This is a genomic window from Paenibacillus sp. J53TS2, from assembly GCF_018403305.1.
In the GTDB taxonomy this organism is placed as follows: Bacteria; Bacillota; Bacilli; order Paenibacillales; family Paenibacillaceae; genus Fontibacillus; species Fontibacillus rhizolycopersici.
The window spans coordinates 574,868-597,235 of the sequence record NZ_BOSK01000001.1; the positions used below are offsets into that span (position 1 = coordinate 574,868).

Genomic DNA, 22,368 nt, shown 5'->3' on the forward strand with positions numbered 1-22,368 from the left:
GTTTCACTCTGCGTTTCTGCGTTTCTGCGTTTCTGCGTTTCTGCGTTTCTGCGTTTCTGCCTTTCTGCCTTCTGTATTTCTGCATCTCTGTTCCTCTTTACTTTTTCTGCCTGATCAAACGGGATAATGGTGCAAAGAGAGAGGACAGGGTAGTACGAGTTAGGCTACCGCCCTCCCCCATACCATCCTGTCCTCAAGTTAAATTATTCTTAATCGCGGCTTGCCAACTTCGCCAACAGGCGGACGAGTTCCAGATACAACCATACCAACGCCACTATCAAGCCAAAGGCGCCGTACCATTCCATATATTTCGGAGCGCCCCGCTGGGCACCGTTTTCGATAAAATCAAAGTCCAGCACCAAATTCAGCGCCGCGATAACTACGATTACCAGCGAAATACCGATGCCAATCCAATCGTTACTGTGCAGATACGGGATGTTAATGCCGAAGAATCCGAGGATAAAGCTAGCTAAATACACCAACGCAACCCCCGCGGTTGCCGCAAACACACCCAACTTGAAATTCTCCGTGGCTTTGATTAAACGCGTTTTGTAAGCCAAGAGTAACGCCAAGAATACGGCCATCGTCAACAAAGCAGCCTGAAGAATAATGCCGTTGTACAGCGTTTCGTAGGTCGCGGATATTGCGCCAAGGAACATTCCTTCCGCTATCGCATAAAGAGGAACCAGATAGGGCGACGTCCGGGGCACAAAGCTAACGATCAGAGCCAGGATCATGCCGATAATCGCACCGGCTACCGCCATGCCGCCCACGCTATAGCCGTCAAAATAAAGCATCCACGTGCTGAACGCACTACCTAGAAGGATAATCAGCGTGATAAACGCCTTGTTAACCGTACCTTCAATCGTCATTTGCTGCATCCCGGAGTACGAGTCCGGACGATCAAAGGATGAATCGCGAAGAGTAGGATTTCCGCTTCTACCGATCAAGGAATAACCACCTCGTTTGATGAATTTGTATTCAGTATTCATTCCTATGATCATATCACATTCTACTCCCAAGAAGAATAAAAAAAGAACGCCCCCGCCGAAATCGGCGTAGGGCGTTCCTTGAACCAGTTATTCCAAGGTTTAACCTTCTTTATTAAACGGCTCATCCGCAATTTTGATGGAATCCGTCGGGCAGCCGTCGCAAGCGTCCTGGAGATCGTCGTGCAAATCATCCGGAATCTCCGTTACCCCGCGATTGCCGTCTTCGCCGTAAATCACTTCGGCCAAACCCTCATCGTCATAATCGTAGATATCCGGTGCTGTCGCGCCGCAAGCGCCACAAGCGATGCAAGTGTCTTTCTCAACCCAAGTATATTTCGCCATCTCTTATCTGCCTCCTGAATAAACGGTACGAGTCCGGTGCGTTTTATATCACCATGACCAATATAATATAAATAGTTTGCAATTTCAATGCGTTTTCCGTATTATACCAATTCCAAAAGGTGATCATTCCTTGATCGTTCATTCCTCGATCGAACGAGGGCCGTCCGCATTTTCGTCACGCTCCTCGCGAAGGAAATCCGTCTGCAGCGAAGTCCCGCGAATCCGATGATTACGGATCAACGCCGACGGATCGTCAGTCAGCATGCCAGCGGTCAGAACTGCGTCTTCACCAAACTTGTCCCTTAGCATATCCATCGTACGGGTTAGCGACTCTTTTTTGGGCTGGCGTTCGTAATCGAACAAATCCAACTGCAACGCAGACTCCTCTTTGGGAACCAAATTTTGCAATGTAATCCCAAGCAGTCGTACCGGCTTGTCTTCGCTCCAATGGCGACGATACAATTCACAAGCTTCACGGTATATCTCCTCCGCCTGCTCGGTTACCGTATCCAGACTCTGCGAGCGGGTGATCGTCTTCATGTCCGGGGTGCGGATCGTAATCTGAATCGTTTGCGCCATCAGATTCTGTCGACGTAACCGACGCGCCACCTGGTCGGCGACGTTCAGCAACACTCGCTGCACGTCCTCCATCCGGCTAATATCGCGCGGAAGCGTAGTCGTATGGCCGATCGACTTGTTTTTTTCACGTTCATCATTAACCGGCGAATCGTCGATTCCGTTCGCCGCCCGCTTCATCCAGGATCCAGCCACTCCAAATCGCTCGATGAGCTTTCGTTCCTCGGCGGCCGCTAGCTGGCCAATCGTATAGATCCGCATCGACTTTAGTTTATCCGCGGTCTTCCGGCCGATGCCAAACAAGTCGCTGCACGGTTTATCCCAAAGTAACTTCGACACATCACGTATACGCAGAACGGTAATGCCGTTCGGTTTTTTCATATCCGAAGCCATTTTGGCCAGTAGCTTATTCGGGGCAATGCCAACCGAGCAGGGAAGACCTAGCTCGTGCCGAATCCGCTGCTGGATTTCGTTTGCGATCTCGAGCGGGGTGCCGAATTGTTTGGAGCCGGAGATATCCAGATAACATTCGTCGATGGAGACAGCCTGGAGCAGCGGCGTGTATTCATATGCGATATCCATGAACGCCCTGGAATATTTGCGATAGAGGTGGAAGTCCGGCTGGATAACAATAAGCTCGGGGCACTTCTTCAGCCCTTGGCTGACGGTCATCCCTGTCGACACTCCTAACTTGCGTGCGGTATACGAGCAGGTGACGATCACGCCCTTTCGCAATTCCACGCTTCCGGCCACCGCTGTGGGTTGGTTCCGATATTTGTCGGGCTCTTCCGCCTCATGAACCGAGCAATAAAAAGCGTTCATATCGACATGCAAAACGACTCTTCCCCGGGCAGGGTAAAAATCAGCAGTATCTCTCACTTTCTTCCCCTCATTTATCATACGTTACTCCTAAGTTCAGCATACCCGTCCCCGGAAAGACGGTCAATATCGGCACCAACCATTTTCTCAAAAAAGCGTGTTACATTTAAAATGTAAGTGTTATAATTATTAATTAAAAACCAAACACACGGTGAGAGCTAACCACCCTCATACATTGCCAAAGGGGGATACTTCGATCATGTCAAAGCCAATATCCATCTTCGACACCACCTTGCGCGACGGTACTCAAGGCGAGGGCATCAGCCTGTCGGCGGACGACAAGCTGAAGATCGCCAGAAAGCTGGACCAGCTTGGGGTTCATTACATTGAAGGTGGAATTCCGGGCAGCAACGGGAAAGACATTGAATTTTTCAAGCGGGTCAAGGAACTGAACTTGCAGGCCAAGATCACCGCTTTTGGCAGCACGCGTCGAAAAGACAGCCTAGCTGAACACGACGCTAACCTTCACCGGATGGTGGAAGCCGGTGTTCAGGCGGCGACCCTGGTCGGAAAATCGTGGGATTTTCATGTACACACCGCCCTGCAGACGACATTGGAAGAGAACCTCGCCATGATCTTCGATTCCATCGCTTATTTGAAGCAGAAGGGGCTTGAGGTTGTTTTTGACGCTGAGCATTTCTTTGACGGGTATAAAAATAACCCTGATTACGCTCTCGCCGTCATGCGTAAAGCGGAAGAAGCCGGCGCCGACTGGTTGGTGATGTGCGATACGAACGGCGGCACGATGCCGCATGAGGTGTTCGATATCGTCAGCACGTTGTCCGGAGCGATCTCCGGCTCAAAATTGGGGATCCATACCCATAACGATTGCGAGCTAGCTGTTGCCAACTCGATCAGCGCCGTCCGCGCCGGAGCTACGCAAATTCAGGGTACGATGAACGGATACGGCGAGCGTTGCGGCAATGCCAACCTTTGCTCGATCATACCAAATCTACAACTCAAGCTTGGTTACGATGTGCTCGAGGCGGACCGGTTGAAGCAACTCACCAACACCGCCCGCTACATCAGCGAGATTGCCAACGTGCATATGCAGGTCAATCAGCCCTACGTCGGAAACGCCGCGTTCGCTCACAAAGGCGGCATCCATGTCTCCGCGATCCTTCGCGATTCGCGAACGTACGAACACATCGCTCCCGAGCTCGTGGGCAACCGTCAGCGTGTGCTCGTCTCCGAATTGGCGGGACAAAGCAACATCCTCTCCAAAGCGCAGGAGATGGGCATCGATTTCGATCCGGAAAACGAGAACACCAAGCAGGTCATCGCCAAGATCAAAGATTTGGAGCATCAAGGATATCAATTCGAAGGCGCGGACGCTTCTCTCGAATTGTTGTTGCGCCAAGCTAACGGTGATTTAAAGGAACTATTCATCTTCGAATCGTTTAAGATGCTGGTAGAGAAAACTGCCGACCGGCCAGTCGTATCCGAAGCTTTCGTCAAGCTGAAGATTGACGGGGCTAGCATCTACACCGCGGCGGAAGGCAACGGTCCGGTTAATGCGCTGGACAATGCGCTCCGTAAAGCGCTGATCACGTATTACCCGGGCTTGAAAGACATGCACCTATCCGACTATAAGGTTCGTGTACTCGACGACAAAGACGCCACCGCTTCGAAAGTGCGCGTACTGATCGAGTCCCAGGATTTCCACAATTCCTGGAATACCGTCGGCGTCTCGAGCAACGTGATCGAAGCCAGCTGGGAAGCGCTCGTAGACAGTATTCGTTATGCTTTGCTGGGGCAAACCAAACGCGAGGGTTATGAAGAGATCCCTTCCGCCGGTCGGGGATTAGTCAACCACTAATACCAACAAACGCCATATTCACAAGAAGGCCCGAACCACCGCTATTACTTGGTGATTCGGGCCTCTTCACGCTAAATCAAGTTTTTGATTTTGGCTTCCAGTTCTTCCGGTGGAATGACCCCAACGATAACATCGCGTATGACACCCTGTTCGTCGATCAATACGTTGGTCGGGAAGGCGATACCGTTAAACATCCGATAAGCCTCTTCTTTTTCATCCAACAGCACCGGGAAGGTATAACCATATTCCTTAACGAAAGCCTTCGCCTCATCTAGCTTATCGTATAGCGTGACATTAACGGCATAAATATCCAGGGAGTCTTTATATTTCTCAGCCAGCGCCTTCAACTCAGGAGCTTCTTCCTTACACGGATCACACCAGGAAGCCCAGAAGTTCAGCAACAGCACTTTGTCCCGCTTGCCTCCAACTTCGTATGTTTTCCCATCCAGTCCCGGCAAGGAAAAGGCCGGCGCAGCCGTCCCAGGCTTAGGTGCCCCCTCCGCCGCCATAGCACTGAGGGAAGGTTCCTTCTTACTTCCCTTGGAGTCGCCGCTCAGGCTCGAAAACCAGCCGTCCTGTCCCCCACGATCTAGCAAGGCGATCGCCAGCAACACCAATAGCGCAGCCAATATCCATCGATTACGATTCATCGTATGTCCGTCCTTTTATGCCCTCAATTGTTTTAAGATTACGTTTACCGTAAATATTGTACCCTTTTTTAACGATTTGTTACAATGGAGCGTGAAAAAGGTGAACCTTTGAAACTTAATTCATGGACAGGAGTTCGCAAAATGAATCAGTTCTGGATGTTGCCAGCGAAAATTCGGGACGAAATGCTACGAGATGGGCTACAGCGGCACCCCGAGGAGGCTTGCGGCCTCCTGTTCGGTACGTTTGACGGCCGCCAAGGAACAATCCAACGTTACCTTTCCGTCGCCAATCACTCCAAGACTCCGCAGCACGCTTTTGAGCTCGATCCGGCCGTGTGGGTCCGAAGTTGCTTTGATCCGCAATTGATCGGGCTTTACCATACCCACCCCAGCTCACCACCACTGCCATCGCCGGAGGATCTGCGTCAACTGCCCATCTTCGCTGCCCAAATTCGCCTCTACCTGATTGGGGGCAGGGTTTCCTTCGCAAACGATAAGCCGCCCAGCGGACCGGACGGCTTCAGGATTCAAGCTTATGGGATCGATTCGAACGGCACGGGGTATACCCTTTTGCCCGTACATCAGGAAAATCAGAATGGTGAATAAGTACAAGCCGATAAGAGGTTACGTTACGTTTTACTCAAAAAAGTATACAGATCACCTAAGGTTAAGACGTTTTGTTCTCTCAACCGGTCGATTAACGCGATCCAAAGACGAGCGGTCATTTTGGAATCCTCCAATGCGTGATGACGCTGGGTAACCGGGATCCCATATACAGCCAGCCATTCGTCCAGCCCTCCCGAGATGCGGCGCTCCGGTTCCAGCTTACGGGCAATCATCATCGTATCCAGCACCCGGTGCCCGAGATGGGCTTTAGTTGTTTTCCATAACGCCACGTCCAGGAAGGCTTTATCATGTGCACTCCCGTGCGCGACGAGCACCCGGTCATCAACAAAAGCCATGAATTCACGCAGCGCCTCCAGCAAAGTGGGGGCAGATTGGGCCATCTCCGGCGTAATTCCGGTTAACTCGATAATCCGTTCGGGAATTTGGCAAGCCGGTTTAGCGAGGGAATAATACACTTCTTCGCTGATGCGCTCCCCCTCCACCTTAACCGCCCCAAAGGACAAAATTTCATCACCATAATGGTAATGAAATCCTGTCGTCTCCAAATCGAAGACTGCCGTTTTTAATTCGCTCAGCGGAACGTGAAGCGTCTCGGGACGACGCTGCCCTTTGGTCAAAGAACGAACGAATGCGATTTGCTGCGCGCTGGGCGCGCCAAGCATCGAGGCGATCCTTGGCGACACTCCGCCGCCCTTGAAGGCATCCCAAAAACCACCGTTTCCCTTCATCGGTTCTTTCATAACCATTTCCTTTCCGCATACCGGTGCTGCCTTTGGAGAGTGCGGTACATGACCTTGACCGTGCTAAGTGATTCCCGCAGTTCGCGCCGGAGCTCTTTCTGTTTTAACATCTCTTGAGGCAAATAATGGGTTCCTGTCAGCAACCCGTTGTCCGTTTCCGGGGGAACAAGGGACCTAAGCCTCACCGCCGTCTCAAACGCCCGACTACAGGATTCCAGCCAACGGGTAGGAACCGCCTCAAGCTGAACCAGCTGAGAAATGCGTTCCCAAGTTGACGAGGATTCGACCCCATATTGCAAAGCCAAATAACGAACGGCATTAACAATCGGAATGTACAAGCCGTACTTGACGTCAAAATCACCGGCATGCTCGCCGCTCTGTTCCGTTATCACCTGACCCAGAATATTTAATGCTGCTTTGTGACGGACGGTATTTCGCAGGATCGCTGCCACGACATCGCGATCGTTGCCTTGATCTTCTTCCATGACGGTCTTCATCGTTTTGCGCAAAGCGGCTGTCAGCGCCGCATCACCGTAGACATGGCGCAAATCAGCGGCAATCATCAAATAGCGAACTTGTTCCCAGGCTAGAATATTTCGCCACTCTAGCAACTGTCTCTCCCACGAAACTAGGTTGCCTCGCCATAACTTATTAGACAACATGACGCTGCCGGGGCACGGAGGATAGCCGACCTGCTCAAGAATCGCTGAAAGCCTGTGGCTGAATCGTTCAAAATAGAGCTCCAACTGCTCTACGTCGCCCTCCCCGTAGATCAATCCGTTATCCTGGTCGCTCCATAAAGTCGGTTCCGCTCGACCAGCGCTTCCAAAAGCAATAAAGGCATAATGCGAAGGAGGAGGGCCGTAGCCCTCCCGGATCATCTCTTCTTCGCAGCATCGGCAAGCTTGGGTCATGACAGCATCATGCAGGTCCGAGACCTCCCGGTTCCATGCTTGAATCGGCATCGATGTCAGCTTGCCGTATAAGCGGTTCTGCTCATCGACTCGGGCTGCCTTTAGCATAGCGGGAGTCGCAGCGGACCGGATCGCGTTCAAGCTTGCGTTGTTCATGGCCGTGTCATGACTCATGGCCCCCAACTTCCTTTCCTCTCTCTTATTCGGCAGGAATGCCGGACGAAGTATTCTTGTTCAGCAAGTTCATTTGTTCTGGATAACCGTAAGTGCCATGCTCGCTGATATCCAGACCCATTGTTTCTTCTTCCTCCGTGACACGTAGCCCAGTCGTCCACTTCATGATCCCTAAGACTAAGAAGGAAACAACCAGTACGAAGGCGAAAGTACCGATCACCCCAAGCAGCTGTACGCCTAATTGTCCGAAGCCGCCGCCATAGAACAAGCCAGCTTTGCCTACGCCCGTCTTCTCAGCCAATTCCGGCGTTGCGAACAAACCGGTGGAAATCGCACCCCATACCCCGGCGATCCCGTGTACGGAGAAAGCGTAAATCGGATCATCCAACCCAGCGCGTTCAAACCATCTTGCCGTAAAGAAGGTCAAAATCCCGGCAACCGCACCGATGATAATGGAAGCCCAAGCGTCAACGAAAGCACAAGAACCGGTAATTGCTACAAGAGCGGCCAGCACGCCGTTCAGCATGCTCGGAATATCCGATTTGCCCATTACCGCCCAGGAAATGAGCAGTGCGGCAACCGCACCGGCGGCTGCGGCCAGATTGGTTGTCATCAGGACATAACCAAAGAATCCATCGTTCAAAGGAGTTAATGCGCTGCCCGGGTTGAAACCGAACCAGCCGATCCACAGGATAATGACGCCGAGTACCGTCAACACTTGGTTATGGCCAGGAATGTTGTTCGGTTTCCCATCTTTATTGTATTTACCCAGACGTGGTTTAAGCAGAATAGTTGCTGCAAGAGCCGCTGTAGCACCGGTTAAGTGAACGACCGTCGAACCGGCGTAATCTTGCATCCCCAGATTACCAAGCCAGCCGCCGCCCCATACCCAGTGAGCTACGATCGGATAAATCAGGACAATGAAGATCGTACCGAAGATGATATAAACGCTAAGTTTGGCGCGTTCCGCCATCCCGCCGCAAGCGATCGCGAGCGATACAGCCGCAAACGCCATTTGGAACAAGAACATCAAATTGAGCGGTACACCAATTTCGGAGAATACGCTAAAGGAACCGATATCCCCTTCGCCGCCGAACAGGAATCCGGTCGTACCCAGGAAGCTGTTCCCGTCGCCGAAAGCGAAACCGAAGCCAAGCAGCCACCAAGCAAGAACGGATATTCCCAGAGTAAGGACCGTTTTGCCGGCTACGTGCCCGGCGTTCTTCATCCGAACGGTACCTGCTTCAAGTAAAGCGAAGCCGGCTTGCATAAAGAACACCAGCATGGCTGCGACGAATACGAAAAGCGAATTCAGGCCCAGCTCCAGAACCGGGGCAGTAACCTCTCCCTCCGCTGCGAATGCCGAGACCGGAAAAGCAAATGACGCGAGAAAAATGAGTCCACCATAAAGCCACTTCTTCTTCATCTTTAACACTCCCCTAATGTTAAGTTTCCTTACACAAAATGAATTGTTAAAGTGATTATAAGACGAAAGACGCAGGAATGACAATAGTTTTTTGAAAAAAAATAGATTTACTACATACTTTCTAACATACTATGTTAGGTTTATGGTTATATCGTCTTATAGTTACTGATAAAAATAAAGCATAACGTTTGACTGTATGCTTGTTGTTAAGTATCATGAGGATAAATAAAATAAATATAGAAGCAATCTTTTGGATATGTCGGAAGAGGTGATGGAATTGGAGTAAATAAACTGTACCGGATCGGAGAATTGGCTAAAGCCGCCGACGTCAGTGAGCGGACGATCGATTATTACACGAAACTAGGGCTGATCTCCCCGGAGAAGCGCACCCAGACCAACTATCGTTTATACAGTGCTGAAACCTTGACCAGGCTTGAACGTATTAATCAAATGAAACAGGAGAAATATACGTTGGAAGAGATCCGCGAGAAGCTGGACCAATGGAACCGGGTGACTCACGAGGTACAAGTGACCGAGAAGTTGAGTTCGCTGGAGCTCCATATGCAGCAGTTGGAACGCGAGGTCAAGGAGCTGGAGCCGCTCATTTCCAGCTTACAGCCGAATCAGGCCAAACGCGCATTCGCGAATTTGTTACCGCAAAGCTTAGCCTGTATGGAAGCGATCCGGCTGTTAATGAACCACGGGCCTTTTTCCTAACCTATATTTCTAATCAACCTCTGTTTGCATCCTTGACAACTAAATCATATGGAGGAATGATTCATGTATTCAGACGTGATGCTTATCCCGATTCTGATCGCATTTGGGCTCTCGCTATGGGCGCAGTTTCGGGTCAAAGGTACTTTTAACAAATGGGCAAAAGTTTCAAACCTTTATGGTTTAACTGGTCACGACGCAGCAAGACGTATGCTCGACGCCAACGGCCTCTATGATGTCCCGATCGAGCCGGTACGCGGTGCCCTGACAGACCACTATGATCCAATTCACCGTGTAGTCCGGTTGTCAGAGCCGGTATACTACGAGAGTTCCATATCCGCCGTCGCCGTCGCCTGTCACGAAGTCGGACACGCAATTCAGCACAAGCAGAAATACCCCATGCTGGTGCTTCGCCATCGGATGTTCCCGCTGGTGAACTTCGCTTCCGGAGTTGCCCCCTTCCTGCTGTTGGCCGGTTTCCTCTTTGGCGCGCTGAACTTGATCGGACTCGGGATTATCTTCTTCTCCGCCGCCGTCTTGTTCCAGATCGTCACCCTGCCGGTCGAATTTAACGCCAGCAGCCGAGCTCGAAAGGTGATGCTCGAGCAGGGCTTTATCTCTCCGAATGAATCGCGCGGAGTCGGCAAAGTGTTAAACGCCGCGGCTTTAACTTATGTGGCTGCCGCTTTGATCTCCATTCTGGAATTGCTTCGCTACATTCTGATTTTCACGAGTAACCGCGACTAATCAACTTCACGTAACAAAGGCTGCACGGTTTCCGAGCCCATCGGCTCGGAATCGTGCAGCCTTTTTTTTGTTTTCAGCCGATTCAGCAAACGTTTACATAACAATTCATTCACGGATTTGGCAGCGTATCGACCTGAAGGCCAAAGTATTCCAGCAGGAACATCCGGAACGATTGCGCCACAAGCGGCAGCTTCTCGTCGGCACGGTGAATCAATCCGATCGTGCGCGTCACCTTCGGTTCGGAGATCCGTACGCGGATCGGCTGGAGCGTAAAGCTTTGAAACAACGCCATCTCCGGCAACAAGCTAACGCCCATGCCGGCGGCAACCAATCCTCTTATCGTATCGGTTTCTTCGCCTTCGAAAGCGATTTTCGGCGTAAAACCTGCCTCCAGACAGGCATGCCAAACAATCGGTCGCAGCGAATAGCCCTTGCTGAACAAAATGAACTTCTCATCCTTGAGTTGGCTTAGCTTGATGCTTTGCTCGCCAGCCAATGGATGCCCCGGTGGAAGAATGCCTACCAAATCCTCCGTCAACACCACATTACCGGTGACTTGATCATGATTTTCTGGAAATGGAGAGATAAAAGCTAAATCAATTTCCCCGGATACGACATCGCGAATTAATGTAGGATAAGTGCCTTGTCTAAAACGAAACTTCACATTGGGATACAGCTTGCGGAACTCCGCCACTACGCTGGGAATCATATGAATCCCCAGACTGTTCGGGAATCCTAAACGGATTTCCCCCTGCTCCGGATCAAGAAATTCGTGCACCTCGCTCACGGCCCGGTCGAGATCCTTAAGAATCATCTCCACTCGGCTGCAGAACAGTTGCCCAACGGCGGTGAGATGGAGATTCCTGCCCTTCTGCATAAACAAATTAACGCCAAGCTCCTGCTCGAGCTGGTGAATTTGCCGGCTTACCGCCGATTGGGCGACGTGCAGCTCCTCGGCAGCCTGAGTCACGTGCTCTTTTCTCGCCACTTTCACAAAATACTGCAGTTGTCTTAATTCCACGAATCTGATCGCTCCATTTCGCATGTGCTCGAACCTATTCTAAATTTAATGTACCATTTACACTCTTTAGGTTCAACGCCGTTTTAACAACCGGATAATCAACCCGTAGATAAAGAAACCACCAACGAGTCCGCCGAGATGAGCTGCCAGGTTGATCTGTGGAACCAATACCGAATAGATCACGCCGATAATGAGCAGGCTGTATAGCGTTTTACGCGAGCTTTCATCCATCAGATTTCGCTGCAGTAAAGCAATGTAGAGAAATGCGCCATAGACCCCATAGACGGCGCCTGAAGCCCCTACGGAGATATGAACATCCGCACCAACCTGATAGATTCCCATGCTGATGAGGTTCCCGACGAGCCCGCTCCCCAAATAGAGCAACGCGTATCGCCACCAACCCAACAGACGCTCCAGCGGCGGCGCAAACACCAGGATCGCAAAGGAATTCGAGAACAGGTGATCAAAGCCCCGGTGCAGGAACATGGAGGAGAACAATCGCCAGCTCTCGCCGGCTAATTCCGGAATATTGGTCAACGCTCCAAACTTGAGTAGTGTATAGGGATTCGTCGATCCTCCATTCACCGCCAACACGATAAACATGATGATGTTGGCAGCCAGGAGCAAGCAGGTCACGGGATAATACCGCAGATAACTTCTCCAGTTTTCGTATCTTATGAAAATCATCGGAACCTTCCTTTACCTTGGTTTTTCCTTATGTTGGACATTTTCTTTTCAAAACGATTATAATTAAATTTGAGTGAATAAATCCATCTGTCTAGGAGGAAATGAACATGGCCCAAGAACGCGCAAATGTAGCTACATTTAAAGGCAATCCGATCACGCTGATCGGCCCGGAACTCAAAGTCGGCGATACGGCTCCCGATTTCCGCTTGAATAAAAACCTGCTTGAAGAAGCAACACTGCAGGACTACGCCGGCAAAATCAAGCTGATCAGCGTTGTACCTTCGCTCGATACGGGTGTCTGCGACGCGCAAACGCGCCGATTTAACCAAGAGGCCGCTGGCCTTGGCGAAGACGTGGTTATCCTGACCGTCAGCGCCGATCTTCCATTTGCCCAAGCCCGCTGGTGCGGTGCCGCCGGCGTTGATCGGGTGGTCACCTTGTCGGATTACAAAGACAATTCCTTCGGCAAAGCCTATGGCGTGCTGATCAAAGAGTTCGCGCTCGACATGCGTGCCGTGTTTGTACTGGATAAAGACAACAAAATCCAATACGTGGAAGTATTGAAGGAAATGACGGAGCATCCGGATTACGAAAAACCGGTAGCTGCCGTTAAAGCGCTGCTCTCTTAATTCCAGAGCCCAAACGAAAAGCGAGTAGGAGAGGATTCTCCCTGCTCGCTTTTTTTTGCGTTGCTTAACGAATTTTACAAGTTCGAGGACACTTTGTGAGCTGCCAGCTTCTTGTCCAACACCGAGAAGAGCTGGAGGATGTTGCGATAATTCGCGCCTAGGTCTCCCATCGATCCACGTGTCGCGGAATAAATATCAACCGCGCTTCGCACCGGGCCGGTGGATACGATCGATACGGTGATATCCATCACGCGCCCAAGGCTGGTCCGTTTCTCCAACGTAATCTCGCCAACGGACTGCACCTCGTGCAGAACTTTATAGCCGGGGATTTTCTTCAAAGTCGAGGAGACTTCCTCCCAGCATTTCTCTTTGGACAATGAATAATACCTGGTTTTGAGTTCGGGCACTTTCGCGCGGTCGCTGGTTCCTTCCTGGCTGCGGAAAATGCCGGTAAGTGTTCTCTTGAATGACAACGGTTCTTCCTCCTTCACGTTCCTGACCCCATTTGCATGGGTATGCGTTTTCTTAGTTATTAGTTTAACATTCTTGGATGACAAACAAAAGCGAGCATGCGCATTTCGGCGCAAACAAAAAAAGCACCTTGTCCCTTTTCTTTATGAAAAGAGTACAAGGTGCCGCTCACATGTTTCATCATAGACCCGCCTATGCCGTCCGATTACATTATCTCGAACCTGCACCCGCAGGTGGGTGACCGCAGCGACGTTTTTGAAGTCCCCGCATCCAATGGATAGGGCCTTTCAGCCATGGCGCAATATAGGTCTCCCGAGATAACCGTCATTGGTTCAAAATAACAGAAATCGAAACGCACATCGCAGGACGTAAACCTATTATACGGCTTCGTTAAGCAATTGTAAACTCACCGGGCAAGGAAGATGATGGTAAAGTCAGGCCGTAAAGTCAATCCTTTTCCTTCTCCTCGCTTGTCGGCAAATCCAGGGCCAAATCCTCGTCGTCCTGTGCCGAATTGCTGACATTCGACGCATCTTCAGATTGGCGCATCCGCTCTACCTTCTCCTGTATCTTGTTGTAAGCAATATAGAAATTGTAGAACGCAACGAATGCGGTCAAGCTTCCAAAACCAAAGAAGATCAACCAGCCAAAGCGTAAGGTCAGAAACCCAAGTACGCCCGCACAAATGAGCGTGGACAAGGTTCGGAACGGCCGGAGAATGGTGAACAGGATTGCATTTTTGATCAGTTGAAACGCTCCAAGATGGTAATGTGCAACAAGCGAAAAGAAGTTAAACAAAGACAGGAACAGAATCAACAGGAAGAACAGCATCACCATGCCGATCATCTGCAGATTGTTCATCTGGTTCATGTAGACTTCATAATCCACGTACATAATCGCAAACAAAACCGTATAGAAAATGCCGCCGATCATGCTCTGCTTGTAGTTTTCCTTGTATCCTTTGAAATAGACTTTGATGATGCTCAAATCGCTTTCTCCCATCACCCATTTCCGAGTCACGGAAAATAAAGCGGCGGTTGCCGGAAACAGTGTAAACGGTGCCAATATACCCATAATCCAAATCGTCAACGTCTCCGGCTGAGGAGTCGGCGACTGCAGCACCAGCAACAGCTTCATCGCAAGTACGATCATAAACGGCGACGAACACAGCAGCCACAACAGGTTACTGCCGGCGATCCGCATAATCCATTCGGTGATTCTATAAAATCCACCCATAAAACCTTTGTATTCCAAGTAAAGATCTCCTCTCAAGCATTGTATAGTGCAATAGCTCTGCCTATATTAACTATACATGATTCGTCCAACTCGTTCCAGCGCCTAATTTGCTCTGCTTTGGGTAAGCGTCTAATCTAAGAGGGCCCCTGTGCCATAGTATATACCGTAACTTCAAAACTTCAACATCATCAAAGGAGGTTATCACATGTCCGGTGTAGGATATGGCGGAGGTTTCTGGACCTCTACGGGTACGATTCTGGTATTGTTCATTCTGCTCGTTATCGTGAGCCGTACGATCCTTCTGTAATGAACAAAAACGAAGAAGACGGAGATTCCTCCGTCTTCTTTTTGTTGAGATTATGACAGACTCACCTTAGTTGTCGAACGAAGGGTTGTCATTGTATTTGGAAGAAGAAGGTCTGCGTTCTCCGCCCCCCGAACCGGTCCGTGGCTTGCGGTCGGAAGAACGGTAGGAGTCGCGTCCACCATCGCGGCTATAGCCTCCGCCTTTGTTGTAACCCCCGCGGCTGCCACCTTGGGAATCGCGGCGGTAGCCTCCGCCTCCGCCTCCGCCCGTGCGGTTGCCGTAACCCGACGGCTTCCGTCCGCTGGAACGGATATCCGGATTGCGACGTTTCACGCGAATCGGTTCTTCCGGCGTCAGTTCAACATTGGTTTTCTCGTTCTTGTCCCCTGTAATCAACTTGAATGCAGCTGCCAGCAGGTTCACCGAATCGTATTGCTCCAGCAATTGGATCGCGATGCCTTTATTTTCGTTCATTTCATTGTTCTCCACCAGCTCAATCAAACGCTCAGCAATAATGCGCTGTTTGCCTTCAATCGCTTCAGCGATGCTCGGCAGCGGCTTGCGGGTGATCTTATGGCGTGTAATCCGCTCGATAAAGCGCAGGTGATCGATTTCGCGCGGCGTCACGAAGGACCAAGCCGCCCCTTCTTTGCCGGCACGGCCGGTACGGCCGATCCGATGCACATAACTTTCCGGATCCTGTGGCAGGTCGAAGTTCACGACATGGGTCACGCCGGATACGTCCAAACCACGTGCGGCCACGTCGGTTGCAACCAGCACATCGATACTTCCGTCGCGGAATTTACGCATCACGTTATCGCGCTGGTTCTGCGACAGGTCGCCGTGCAGACCATCGGCGGAATAGCCTTGTTTCTGCAGGGCTTCGGACAATTCGTCGACACGACGTTTCGTCCGGCCGAACACGATCGCGAGCTCCGGCGATTCCATGTCAAGCAAACGGGTCAAAGCGTCGAATTTCTGGCGTTCTTGAACCTCGATGTACGCTTGGTCAATCAACGGGGCGCTAACTTGTTTCGGAATGACCGACACATGCTCCGGATCCTTCAGGAATTGTTGGGCTAACTTCTGGATATTCGCCGGCATCGTTGCGGAGAACAGCATGGTTTGACGCTCTTCAGGCACCAGCTTCAGGATCGATTGAATGTCCTCCATGAAGCCCATATCCAACATTTCGTCGGCTTCGTCGAGAACGACAGTTTGTACATCGTCAAGTTTAATCGTTTTCCGGTTAATGTGGTCAAGCAAACGGCCCGGTGTGCCGATAATAATTTGAGGCTTCTTCTTCAAAGCGCGAATTTGGCGTACGATGTCTTGTCCGCCGTAGATGGGAAGAGAACGCGTACCTTTAAAACGGGAGAGCTTACCGATTTCTTCGGCGACCTGAATGGCCAGCTCGCGGGTTGGCGTCATAATCAGTGCGACGATACGATCTTCTTCTTTAGGAATTTTGTTAATGAGCGGCAAGCCGAAGGCTGCGGTCTTTCCTGTCCCGGTTTGCGCCTGTCCGATCATGTCGCGCCCTGCCATAGCGATCGGGATCGATTTGGCCTGAATCGGCGTCGCTTCTTCAAATCCAAGTTCCGTAATGGCTTGCAATACTTTAGGCTCTAGGCCGAAATCTGTGAATGTGTTCAATGTATCATGCTCCTTCTATATAGTGGACATTCCACCGGCTTAACGGTATTCTTAAGTAGCGTTTAAAAGGTTGTTCAAAAAACATCTTTTGAACTTCAATTTAATCGTTTATAGGCTGTCCAATCCGCCTGTAAATTTTACATAGGTCTAGTCTGAAAACTGGAAAAGAGTACCTACTCAAGAACATCTCAAGTATTATAGCACAAAATATAAACGGAATACCAGCAAGCGGGTTGGGATACTTCCTTTATTTTCGTGAGGTGAAAGATTGTGTTTAAGGAAATTAGGAATGCAATAGTCATTGTGCTCGGGGCTGCCATGATCGCCGCGGGTTTTAATCTGTTCCTCGTACCGCTCCATTTGCTCAGCGGCGGAGTGTCCGGTTTGGCAATGCTGACCGCCTATTTTTCTCCGCTCAGTATCAGTACGATGTATCTGGCATATAACGTGCCGCTTTTGATCGCCGGATTATTTTTGCTGGGGAGACGGTTTATCGGTTTAAGCATCTTATCGGTTGCGGCCACGACCTGGCTCATCGCCCTGATTCCGACACCGGACAAGCTTTTGTCATCGGATACGCTGCTCTCGGCAGTATTTGGCGGTGTGCTGGTGGGCATCGGCAGCGGCATCTCGTTCCGCGTCGGCGGCTCGTCCGGCGGATTCGACATTGTGGGTTCGATCGTAACCCGCTTTCGCGATTTTCCGGTCGGCAACGTCATTGTCGGACTTAACGGCATCGTCATTCTAGCGATGGGCTATCTGGAAGGGAATTGGGATCTGGCTTTGGCCTCGATGGTCTCCATCTATATTTCCGGCAAGGTCGTCGATCTGATCCATATCAGCCATATCAAAGTGACGTTGTTTATTATCACCGACAAAACGGAAGTGATGCTCGAGCGGCTATTGTCGCTGCCCCGCGGCGTGACATTGATCAAGACTCAGGGCGCTTTTTCCCATAAAGAAAAAGATATGCTGATGACCGTCACAACCCGTTATGAACTGGCGGAACTGCGGGAAATCATCAAACAAACCGATTCCAGCGCCTTCGTCAATATTGTGGAAACCGTCGGGGTAATGGGCTCGTTCCGCCGTCGTTAAAGCGTTTTACTGAAAGAAGCGGCCGTTTCCAAACTGCTGCTTCTTTGTTATAATAATCACAGCGGTTCCTTTATAACTTCAAAGGGTTCAGCTTTACCCCGTATTTCACAGGCTTTTTGCTTTTCCGATTTAGGATTGATTCCGCAGTGAATGATTCTGAAAGGAAAGGGTGATGGATGTGGAAATGGAAATGGAAACGGTAAAACTGGAACAGATCGTTAAGAAGTGGTTTCCGGATATGTTGCTATTTCTGAACCAAAGGGAACTGAATTCGACGATCCTCCTCCGGGATGGCATGACCATCTTGGAACCGCAGGACGCGCTGGAGATTATTCAATTCAGCATCTGCGAGCATCAAAACCCGGCGTTTCTTCATTAAATATGTAACGCTTACAAGCACGACGGAGTCGTTTCTTTTGCTTCGGCAAAGGAAACGACTTTTTTGCGTTTTTTTCTTCTATGAATCTCTGAAACTTTTTACCAATTGTGACATTCCTGTTCCTTCTGAAGGCCGTTCTTCCGATATAATAAGTAGCGATTGCAAACAAGGGAGAGATATCATGAACATCATCTGGACACTACTACTTCTGGCCTTGAGTACAGGCAGTGGAGCAGCGCCGCAGGAGCAAGCCGCGGGGATGGAACCGGCGAACTCCATGATGGCATCCGTTACCCACACCTTCTCGGTGAATCTAGCGGAGGGGCGCCTGGACAATCCTATCAAACCATCCGATCTGAAAGAAGATCCTCAGGTCGACGCTCCCAAAGTCAAAGGCATTTATGTTACTGCATACAGTGCCGGGGGATCCCGTATGAGCCAACTGGTCGATCTCGTCGACAAGACCGAGCTGAACGCGATGGTGATCGATATCAAGGATGATCTGGGTTATATCACGTACAAGACGGATAACGCCGAGCTGAATAAATTGGGGAAACCGCAGCCATTCATCCGTGACATCGATGCATTAATGGCTCGCTTGCAGAAGCATGATATTTATCCGATCGCCCGAATCGTGGTGTTTAAGGATACGATTCTGGCCAAGAAGCATCCGGAGCTCTCGTTCCGTCACAAGGATGGATCCGTGTGGAGCAACGGCAAAGGCGACAGCTTTGTGAATCCCTACAGTAAAGAGGTTTGGGACTATAATATCGCCATCGCCAAGGAAGCGGCTAAGCTCGGCTTCAAGGAAATCCAATTTGACTACGTTCGGTTCCCCGAAGGCTTTGAGAAACGGGCGGATAGTCTGAGCTATACAAAAAGTGAGATGAGCCGCGTCGACGCCGTCTCCTCCTTCGTCAAGTATGCCAAAGATGAGCTCGAACCGTTAGGGATCCGGGTTTCGGTGGATATCTTCGGATACGCGGCATCGGTGCCAGCGGCCGAAGGAATTGGTCAGGATTTCGTGAAAATCTCCGACAATGTCGACGTGATTTGTCCGATGATCTATCCAAGCCATTACACAACCGGATGGTTTAATGCCAAGGATCCCGACAAAGCCCCTTATCAGACGATCAAGGGCGCGGTACAGGATACGCAAACAAAGCTTTCGGAGCTGGGAGAAAAGCAGCCGATTATCCGGCCTTGGATTCAGGACTTTACCGCCAGTTGGCTGGGAAGCGGACATTACATCAAATACGGCAAACATGAAGTGGAAGAACAAATCCGGGCGCTGAAGGAAATGAAGGTGGATGAGTTTCTGTTGTGGAACGCCTCCAACCGTTATACTTCCGGCGTCGCTTATGAATAATAATGCTGCAAAGCCATCAAACCCGGGCCTTTCTGCCCGGGTTTGGTTTCGCTTGAACGTAAAGTAACCCTTTGAGGATCGGAGATATGTCGGCTTATGAATCAAACATACACGTTAAAACAAAAATATGGGCAATTTTTACGCATTTTGATCCCCATCCTGGTCACCCAGGTGACGATGTCCCTGATGACCTTCTTCGATACGATGATGTCCGGCCATGCCAGTCCGGCTGACCTTGCGGGTACGGCCATCGGCTCAAGCCTTTGGATCCCGGTACAAACCGGACTTAGCGGTATCCTCATGGGCATCACGCCCATCGTTTCGCAATTGGTTGGCGGCGGTCAGAGTAACAAGGTCGGCTATCACGTCATCCAGGCAATATGGTTGTCGGTGGCCGTGAGCTTGGTCGTGCTGCTCGTCGGGGCATTCTCGATCTCTCCCCTGCTGAACACGATGGACCTGGAACCCAAGGTGCATCATGTCGCCTTCTATTTCCTAGTGGCGATTTCCACGGGAATTGTTCCGTTGTTCGGCTATATCGTACTGCGCTCGTTTATCGATGCGCTGGGACAAACCCGGATATCGATGATGATTACGCTGATCTCCCTCCCGCTAAACGTGGGCGCTGGATACTTGCTTATATTTGGACACGGCGGCTTCCCTCGTCTTGGCGGCATCGGTTCCGGAATCGCCACGGCCTTTACGTATTGGTGCATCTTTCTAATCGCTTTGTGGATCGTACATCGGCAAGAACCGTTCGCCTCATACGGCGTCTTTCGCAAGCTGCATCGCATCTCGCTGGCCAAATGGCGCGAACTGATGAAACTGGGTGTGCCGATCGGCTTCGCGATCTTCTTCGAGACGGCCGTTTTCGCCGCCGTAACGCTGCTGATGAGCCGATTCGACACGCTGACGATCGCTGCTCATCAAGCGGCGAACAATTTCGCCTCGACGCTATATATGATCCCGCTCAGCATCTGTCTGGCGCTAACGATCCTCGTCGGCTTCGAGACCGGCGCTTCCCGGCTGAAGGATGCCCGGCAATACGCGGCCCTTGGCATTGGGACTGCCGCGGCCTTGTCTTTGGCCACCGCCGTCCTGTTGCTGTTGTTCCGCCAAGGTGTCGCGCAGCTCTATTCGAGCGAACTCGAAGTCGTCTCGCTGATCAAGCACTTCCTGGTGTATGCGATCTTCTTCCAGATCTCGGATGCCATCGCCACGCCAACGCAAGGCGTGCTGCGTGGGTACAAGGACGTTAGCCCCGGCTTCTGGATCTCTCTGTTGGCCTATTGGGTCATCGGGCTGCCGTTTGGCTTCGTCCTAGCCAACTACACTCCTCAGGGCCCATACGGCTACTGGATTGGCCTCATTACCGGCCTAGCCGTAGCCGCCGTCCTGTTGCTGTATCGTCTGGTCGTGATCCAGCGTCGGTTTAGCAGCCGACAGATTCGTCCGGCGGATGCGCAATAAATGATGAGAAGCCCGTGACCGATGGAAGGTCACGGGCTTCTCTTTTTAACGCGGCATGCTGTCGGTTGCCACTACGTAGCCGGCCCCGGGCGCGATCCGTTTCTTCTCCACGATCGACAACTCCGTGACTGCGGGTGCGGGCAACACCTGCCGCTGCAAATGCCCTTCGGCTGCGGCGAACGCCTTCTCCTCTTCCTCGGTGGCGATGACGATCACGAATGCACCGGCGGAGGTTTCCGCCTCCAATCGATACAGATACATACGTACCTTCCCCCTTCATCAGCTATGCGTTCGATTGTAGCAGATGTAGGAGGGTTCGCCTAGACTGAGCTTTACCGCTCCGAACAATTGATCATGTTGCCTAATTTTCAACATTTTCACCCGAAAAGGTAGAGGCTCCGCCATACTCCAGAACAACAAGCCGAGCCGGGATTCCTCCCGGCTCGGCTCCTCTAACGAACTAACTCATCTATTTATTGCGACAAACGCGATGCCAGCTCGTACAGCTCCATGTTAAACGGCTTCTTCGTGCTGACAACCTTCTCGATGTCGGTCAAGATCATTTCGCCGCCAATCATGCCGCAGGCTTTGTTCGACTCGCCGGCGATCAGGCTGCGCACGGCGAAGTCGCCAAGGCGGCTGGCCAAGTTGCGGTCGAACGGCGTTGGCGATCCGCCGCGTTGGATATGACCCAACACGGTTGCGCGCGGCTCCACGGAAGGCTGGCGTTGCTTGATCGCCTGCACCACGTCCTCGCCGCTGCCCACGCCTTCGGCTACGATCACGATGCTGTGGCGTTTGCCTTTTTCAAAGTTCTGCTTCATGCGGTCCGCTACTTCGTTCAGGTCAAACGGCACCTCTGGTACGAGGATCGTCTCCGCACCGGCAGCCAATCCGGCATGCAATGCGATGTCGCCGCAATGACGGCCCATCACTTCCACAACCGAAGCCCGTTCATGGGAGGACATCGTATCACGCAGCTTGTTCACTGCATCCACCACGATGCTCACCGCCGTATCGAAACCGATGGTGTAATCCGTAAAGGAGATGTCATTGTCGATGGTCCCTGGCAGCCCCATCGTTTTGATACCGAGCTTGCTCAGCTTCTCAGCCCCTTGATAAGAACCGTCGCCGCCGATAACGACCAGGCCATCGATCCCGTGTTCGCGCAGAATCTCCGCGCCCCGTTGTTGGCCTTCCGGCGTTTTGAACTCCAGGCAACGTGCGGATTGGAGAATCGTCCCCCCACGTTGAATGATATCGCCGACGCTGCGGATGTCCATTTGGAAAATATCATTGTTGAGCAAACCTTGATATCCGCGTTGAATGCCGTACACTTCCAGGCCGTAGAACAACCCGCTTCGTACAACGGCGCGTAAGGCCGCGTTCATGCCCTGGGAGTCTCCTCCGCTGGTAAGGACTGCGATTTTTTTAACTGCTGACAT

At 51.3% G+C, this 22,368-nt stretch carries 24 protein-coding genes and 1 other RNA gene; 10 read left to right on the plus strand and 15 right to left on the minus strand.

From position 1 onward, the window contains the following. Positions 1 to 209 precede the first annotated feature (209 nt). The 3 genes from KJS42_RS02695 to KJS42_RS02705 form a co-directional block, all read right to left on the minus strand. Entirely contained in the window at positions 210 to 950 is a 741-nt protein-coding gene (locus KJS42_RS02695) for a Bax inhibitor-1/YccA family protein (protein WP_213621897.1), read from the minus strand. A gap of 141 nt (positions 951 to 1,091) precedes the next feature. Continuing rightward, the gene (locus tag KJS42_RS02700; RefSeq protein ID WP_155605054.1) at positions 1,092 to 1,334 is read right to left on the minus strand and encodes a ferredoxin; all 243 of its coding nucleotides are present in this window, start codon (positions 1,332 to 1,334) and stop codon (positions 1,092 to 1,094) included. A 138-nt stretch (positions 1,335 to 1,472) separates the two neighbouring features. Beyond that, positions 1,473 to 2,789 carry a DNA polymerase IV gene (locus KJS42_RS02705; RefSeq protein WP_213621898.1) on the minus strand — a complete coding sequence of 439 codons (1,317 nt, stop codon included), beginning with the start codon at positions 2,787 to 2,789 and terminating at the stop codon, positions 1,473 to 1,475. 199 nt (positions 2,790 to 2,988) lie between these two features. Between KJS42_RS02705 and cimA the strand changes: the two genes are divergently transcribed. Further along, positions 2,989 to 4,608 carry a citramalate synthase gene (gene cimA / locus KJS42_RS02710; RefSeq protein WP_193415001.1) on the plus strand — a complete coding sequence of 540 codons (1,620 nt, stop codon included), beginning with the start codon at positions 2,989 to 2,991 and terminating at the stop codon, positions 4,606 to 4,608. Between the two features lie 71 nt (positions 4,609 to 4,679). On the opposite strand, the gene KJS42_RS02715 is transcribed toward cimA, so the two are convergent. After that, positions 4,680 to 5,258 carry a TlpA family protein disulfide reductase gene (locus KJS42_RS02715; protein ID WP_213621899.1) on the minus strand — a complete coding sequence of 193 codons (579 nt, stop codon included), beginning with the start codon at positions 5,256 to 5,258 and terminating at the stop codon, positions 4,680 to 4,682. 141 nt (positions 5,259 to 5,399) lie between these two features. On the opposite strand from KJS42_RS02715, the gene KJS42_RS02720 reads away from it, so the two are divergent. Continuing rightward, positions 5,400 to 5,864 carry a M67 family metallopeptidase gene (locus KJS42_RS02720; RefSeq protein WP_193414999.1) on the plus strand — a complete coding sequence of 155 codons (465 nt, stop codon included), beginning with the start codon at positions 5,400 to 5,402 and terminating at the stop codon, positions 5,862 to 5,864. 23 nt (positions 5,865 to 5,887) lie between these two features. Here the strand turns inward: KJS42_RS02720 and KJS42_RS02725 are convergent, their stop codons facing one another. Genes KJS42_RS02725 through KJS42_RS02735 form a run of 3 tightly spaced genes read right to left on the minus strand, consistent with a single transcriptional unit; the run spans position 5,888 to position 9,139 of the window. After that, a complete protein-coding gene (locus KJS42_RS02725; protein ID WP_213621900.1) occupies positions 5,888 to 6,625 on the minus strand; it encodes an exonuclease domain-containing protein in 738 nt (245 codons plus the stop codon). Then, positions 6,622 to 7,713: a DUF294 nucleotidyltransferase-like domain-containing protein gene (locus KJS42_RS02730; RefSeq protein ID WP_213621901.1), complete on the minus strand. Its 1,092-nt coding sequence runs from the start codon at positions 7,711 to 7,713 to the stop codon at positions 6,622 to 6,624. The genes KJS42_RS02725 and KJS42_RS02730 overlap by 4 nt, the downstream gene beginning before the upstream one ends. 25 nt (positions 7,714 to 7,738) lie before the next feature. Beyond that, entirely contained in the window at positions 7,739 to 9,139 is a 1,401-nt protein-coding gene (locus KJS42_RS02735; protein ID WP_155605047.1) for an ammonium transporter, read from the minus strand. Between the two features lie 276 nt (positions 9,140 to 9,415). On the opposite strand from KJS42_RS02735, the gene KJS42_RS02740 reads away from it, so the two are divergent. Together KJS42_RS02740 and KJS42_RS02745 are read left to right on the plus strand one after the other, a co-directional pair. Beyond that, the gene (locus tag KJS42_RS02740; RefSeq protein ID WP_193415369.1) at positions 9,416 to 9,856 is read left to right on the plus strand and encodes a helix-turn-helix domain-containing protein; all 441 of its coding nucleotides are present in this window, start codon (positions 9,416 to 9,418) and stop codon (positions 9,854 to 9,856) included. Positions 9,857 to 9,919: 63 nt separating this feature from the next. Beyond that, positions 9,920 to 10,600: a zinc metallopeptidase gene (locus KJS42_RS02745; RefSeq protein WP_155605045.1), complete on the plus strand. Its 681-nt coding sequence runs from the start codon at positions 9,920 to 9,922 to the stop codon at positions 10,598 to 10,600. 109 nt (positions 10,601 to 10,709) lie between these two features. Here the strand turns inward: KJS42_RS02745 and gltC are convergent, their stop codons facing one another. Together gltC and KJS42_RS02755 are read right to left on the minus strand one after the other, a co-directional pair. Continuing rightward, positions 10,710 to 11,621 carry a glutamate biosynthesis transcriptional regulator GltC gene (gltC, locus tag KJS42_RS02750; RefSeq protein WP_193414996.1) on the minus strand — a complete coding sequence of 304 codons (912 nt, stop codon included), beginning with the start codon at positions 11,619 to 11,621 and terminating at the stop codon, positions 10,710 to 10,712. A gap of 72 nt (positions 11,622 to 11,693) precedes the next feature. Further along, complete coding sequence (locus tag KJS42_RS02755; protein ID WP_155605043.1) at positions 11,694 to 12,308, minus strand: rhomboid family intramembrane serine protease; 615 nt, start codon at positions 12,306 to 12,308, stop codon at positions 11,694 to 11,696. 107 nt (positions 12,309 to 12,415) lie between these two features. On the opposite strand from KJS42_RS02755, the gene tpx reads away from it, so the two are divergent. Continuing rightward, complete coding sequence (gene tpx / locus KJS42_RS02760; RefSeq protein ID WP_213621902.1) at positions 12,416 to 12,937, plus strand: thiol peroxidase; 522 nt, start codon at positions 12,416 to 12,418, stop codon at positions 12,935 to 12,937. 74 nt (positions 12,938 to 13,011) lie between these two features. Here the strand turns inward: tpx and KJS42_RS02765 are convergent, their stop codons facing one another. The 3 genes from KJS42_RS02765 to KJS42_RS02775 form a co-directional block, all read right to left on the minus strand. Then, the gene (locus tag KJS42_RS02765) at positions 13,012 to 13,410 is read right to left on the minus strand and encodes a DUF1499 domain-containing protein (RefSeq protein WP_155605041.1); all 399 of its coding nucleotides are present in this window, start codon (positions 13,408 to 13,410) and stop codon (positions 13,012 to 13,014) included. A gap of 179 nt (positions 13,411 to 13,589) precedes the next feature. Continuing rightward, positions 13,590 to 13,779, minus strand: a non-coding RNA gene (ssrS, locus tag KJS42_RS02770) — 6S RNA. Positions 13,780 to 13,855: 76 nt separating this feature from the next. Continuing rightward, positions 13,856 to 14,662, minus strand: a complete 807-nt coding sequence (locus tag KJS42_RS02775) for a YesL family protein (protein ID WP_155605040.1) — start codon at positions 14,660 to 14,662, stop codon at positions 13,856 to 13,858. Between the two features lie 187 nt (positions 14,663 to 14,849). Between KJS42_RS02775 and KJS42_RS02780 the strand changes: the two genes are divergently transcribed. Further along, complete coding sequence (locus KJS42_RS02780; RefSeq protein ID WP_082691542.1) at positions 14,850 to 14,951, plus strand: sporulation protein YjcZ; 102 nt, start codon at positions 14,850 to 14,852, stop codon at positions 14,949 to 14,951. Positions 14,952 to 15,017: 66 nt separating this feature from the next. Here the strand turns inward: KJS42_RS02780 and cshA are convergent, their stop codons facing one another. Next, positions 15,018 to 16,607: a degradosome RNA helicase CshA gene (gene cshA / locus KJS42_RS02785; RefSeq protein ID WP_213621903.1), complete on the minus strand. Its 1,590-nt coding sequence runs from the start codon at positions 16,605 to 16,607 to the stop codon at positions 15,018 to 15,020. A 270-nt stretch (positions 16,608 to 16,877) separates the two neighbouring features. Here cshA and KJS42_RS02790 point away from each other — a divergent pair, with 270 nt between their 5' ends. From KJS42_RS02790 to KJS42_RS02805, 4 genes are all read left to right on the plus strand, one after another. After that, a complete protein-coding gene (locus KJS42_RS02790) occupies positions 16,878 to 17,705 on the plus strand; it encodes a YitT family protein (protein ID WP_213621904.1) in 828 nt (275 codons plus the stop codon). A gap of 184 nt (positions 17,706 to 17,889) precedes the next feature. Continuing rightward, positions 17,890 to 18,084: a hypothetical protein gene (locus KJS42_RS02795; protein WP_155605250.1), complete on the plus strand. Its 195-nt coding sequence runs from the start codon at positions 17,890 to 17,892 to the stop codon at positions 18,082 to 18,084. Positions 18,085 to 18,265: 181 nt separating this feature from the next. Beyond that, the gene (locus KJS42_RS02800; RefSeq protein WP_193414992.1) at positions 18,266 to 19,453 is read left to right on the plus strand and encodes a putative glycoside hydrolase; all 1,188 of its coding nucleotides are present in this window, start codon (positions 18,266 to 18,268) and stop codon (positions 19,451 to 19,453) included. A gap of 96 nt (positions 19,454 to 19,549) precedes the next feature. After that, the gene (locus tag KJS42_RS02805; protein ID WP_213621905.1) at positions 19,550 to 20,923 is read left to right on the plus strand and encodes an MATE family efflux transporter; all 1,374 of its coding nucleotides are present in this window, start codon (positions 19,550 to 19,552) and stop codon (positions 20,921 to 20,923) included. A gap of 45 nt (positions 20,924 to 20,968) precedes the next feature. Here KJS42_RS02805 and KJS42_RS02810 read toward each other — a convergent pair whose 3' ends face one another. After that, the gene (locus KJS42_RS02810; RefSeq protein ID WP_213621906.1) at positions 20,969 to 21,184 is read right to left on the minus strand and encodes a DUF3906 family protein; all 216 of its coding nucleotides are present in this window, start codon (positions 21,182 to 21,184) and stop codon (positions 20,969 to 20,971) included. Between the two features lie 212 nt (positions 21,185 to 21,396). Next, positions 21,397 to 22,368, minus strand: coding sequence for a 6-phosphofructokinase (gene pfkA, locus KJS42_RS02815; protein ID WP_155605035.1), 972 nt, complete (start codon positions 22,366 to 22,368; stop codon positions 21,397 to 21,399).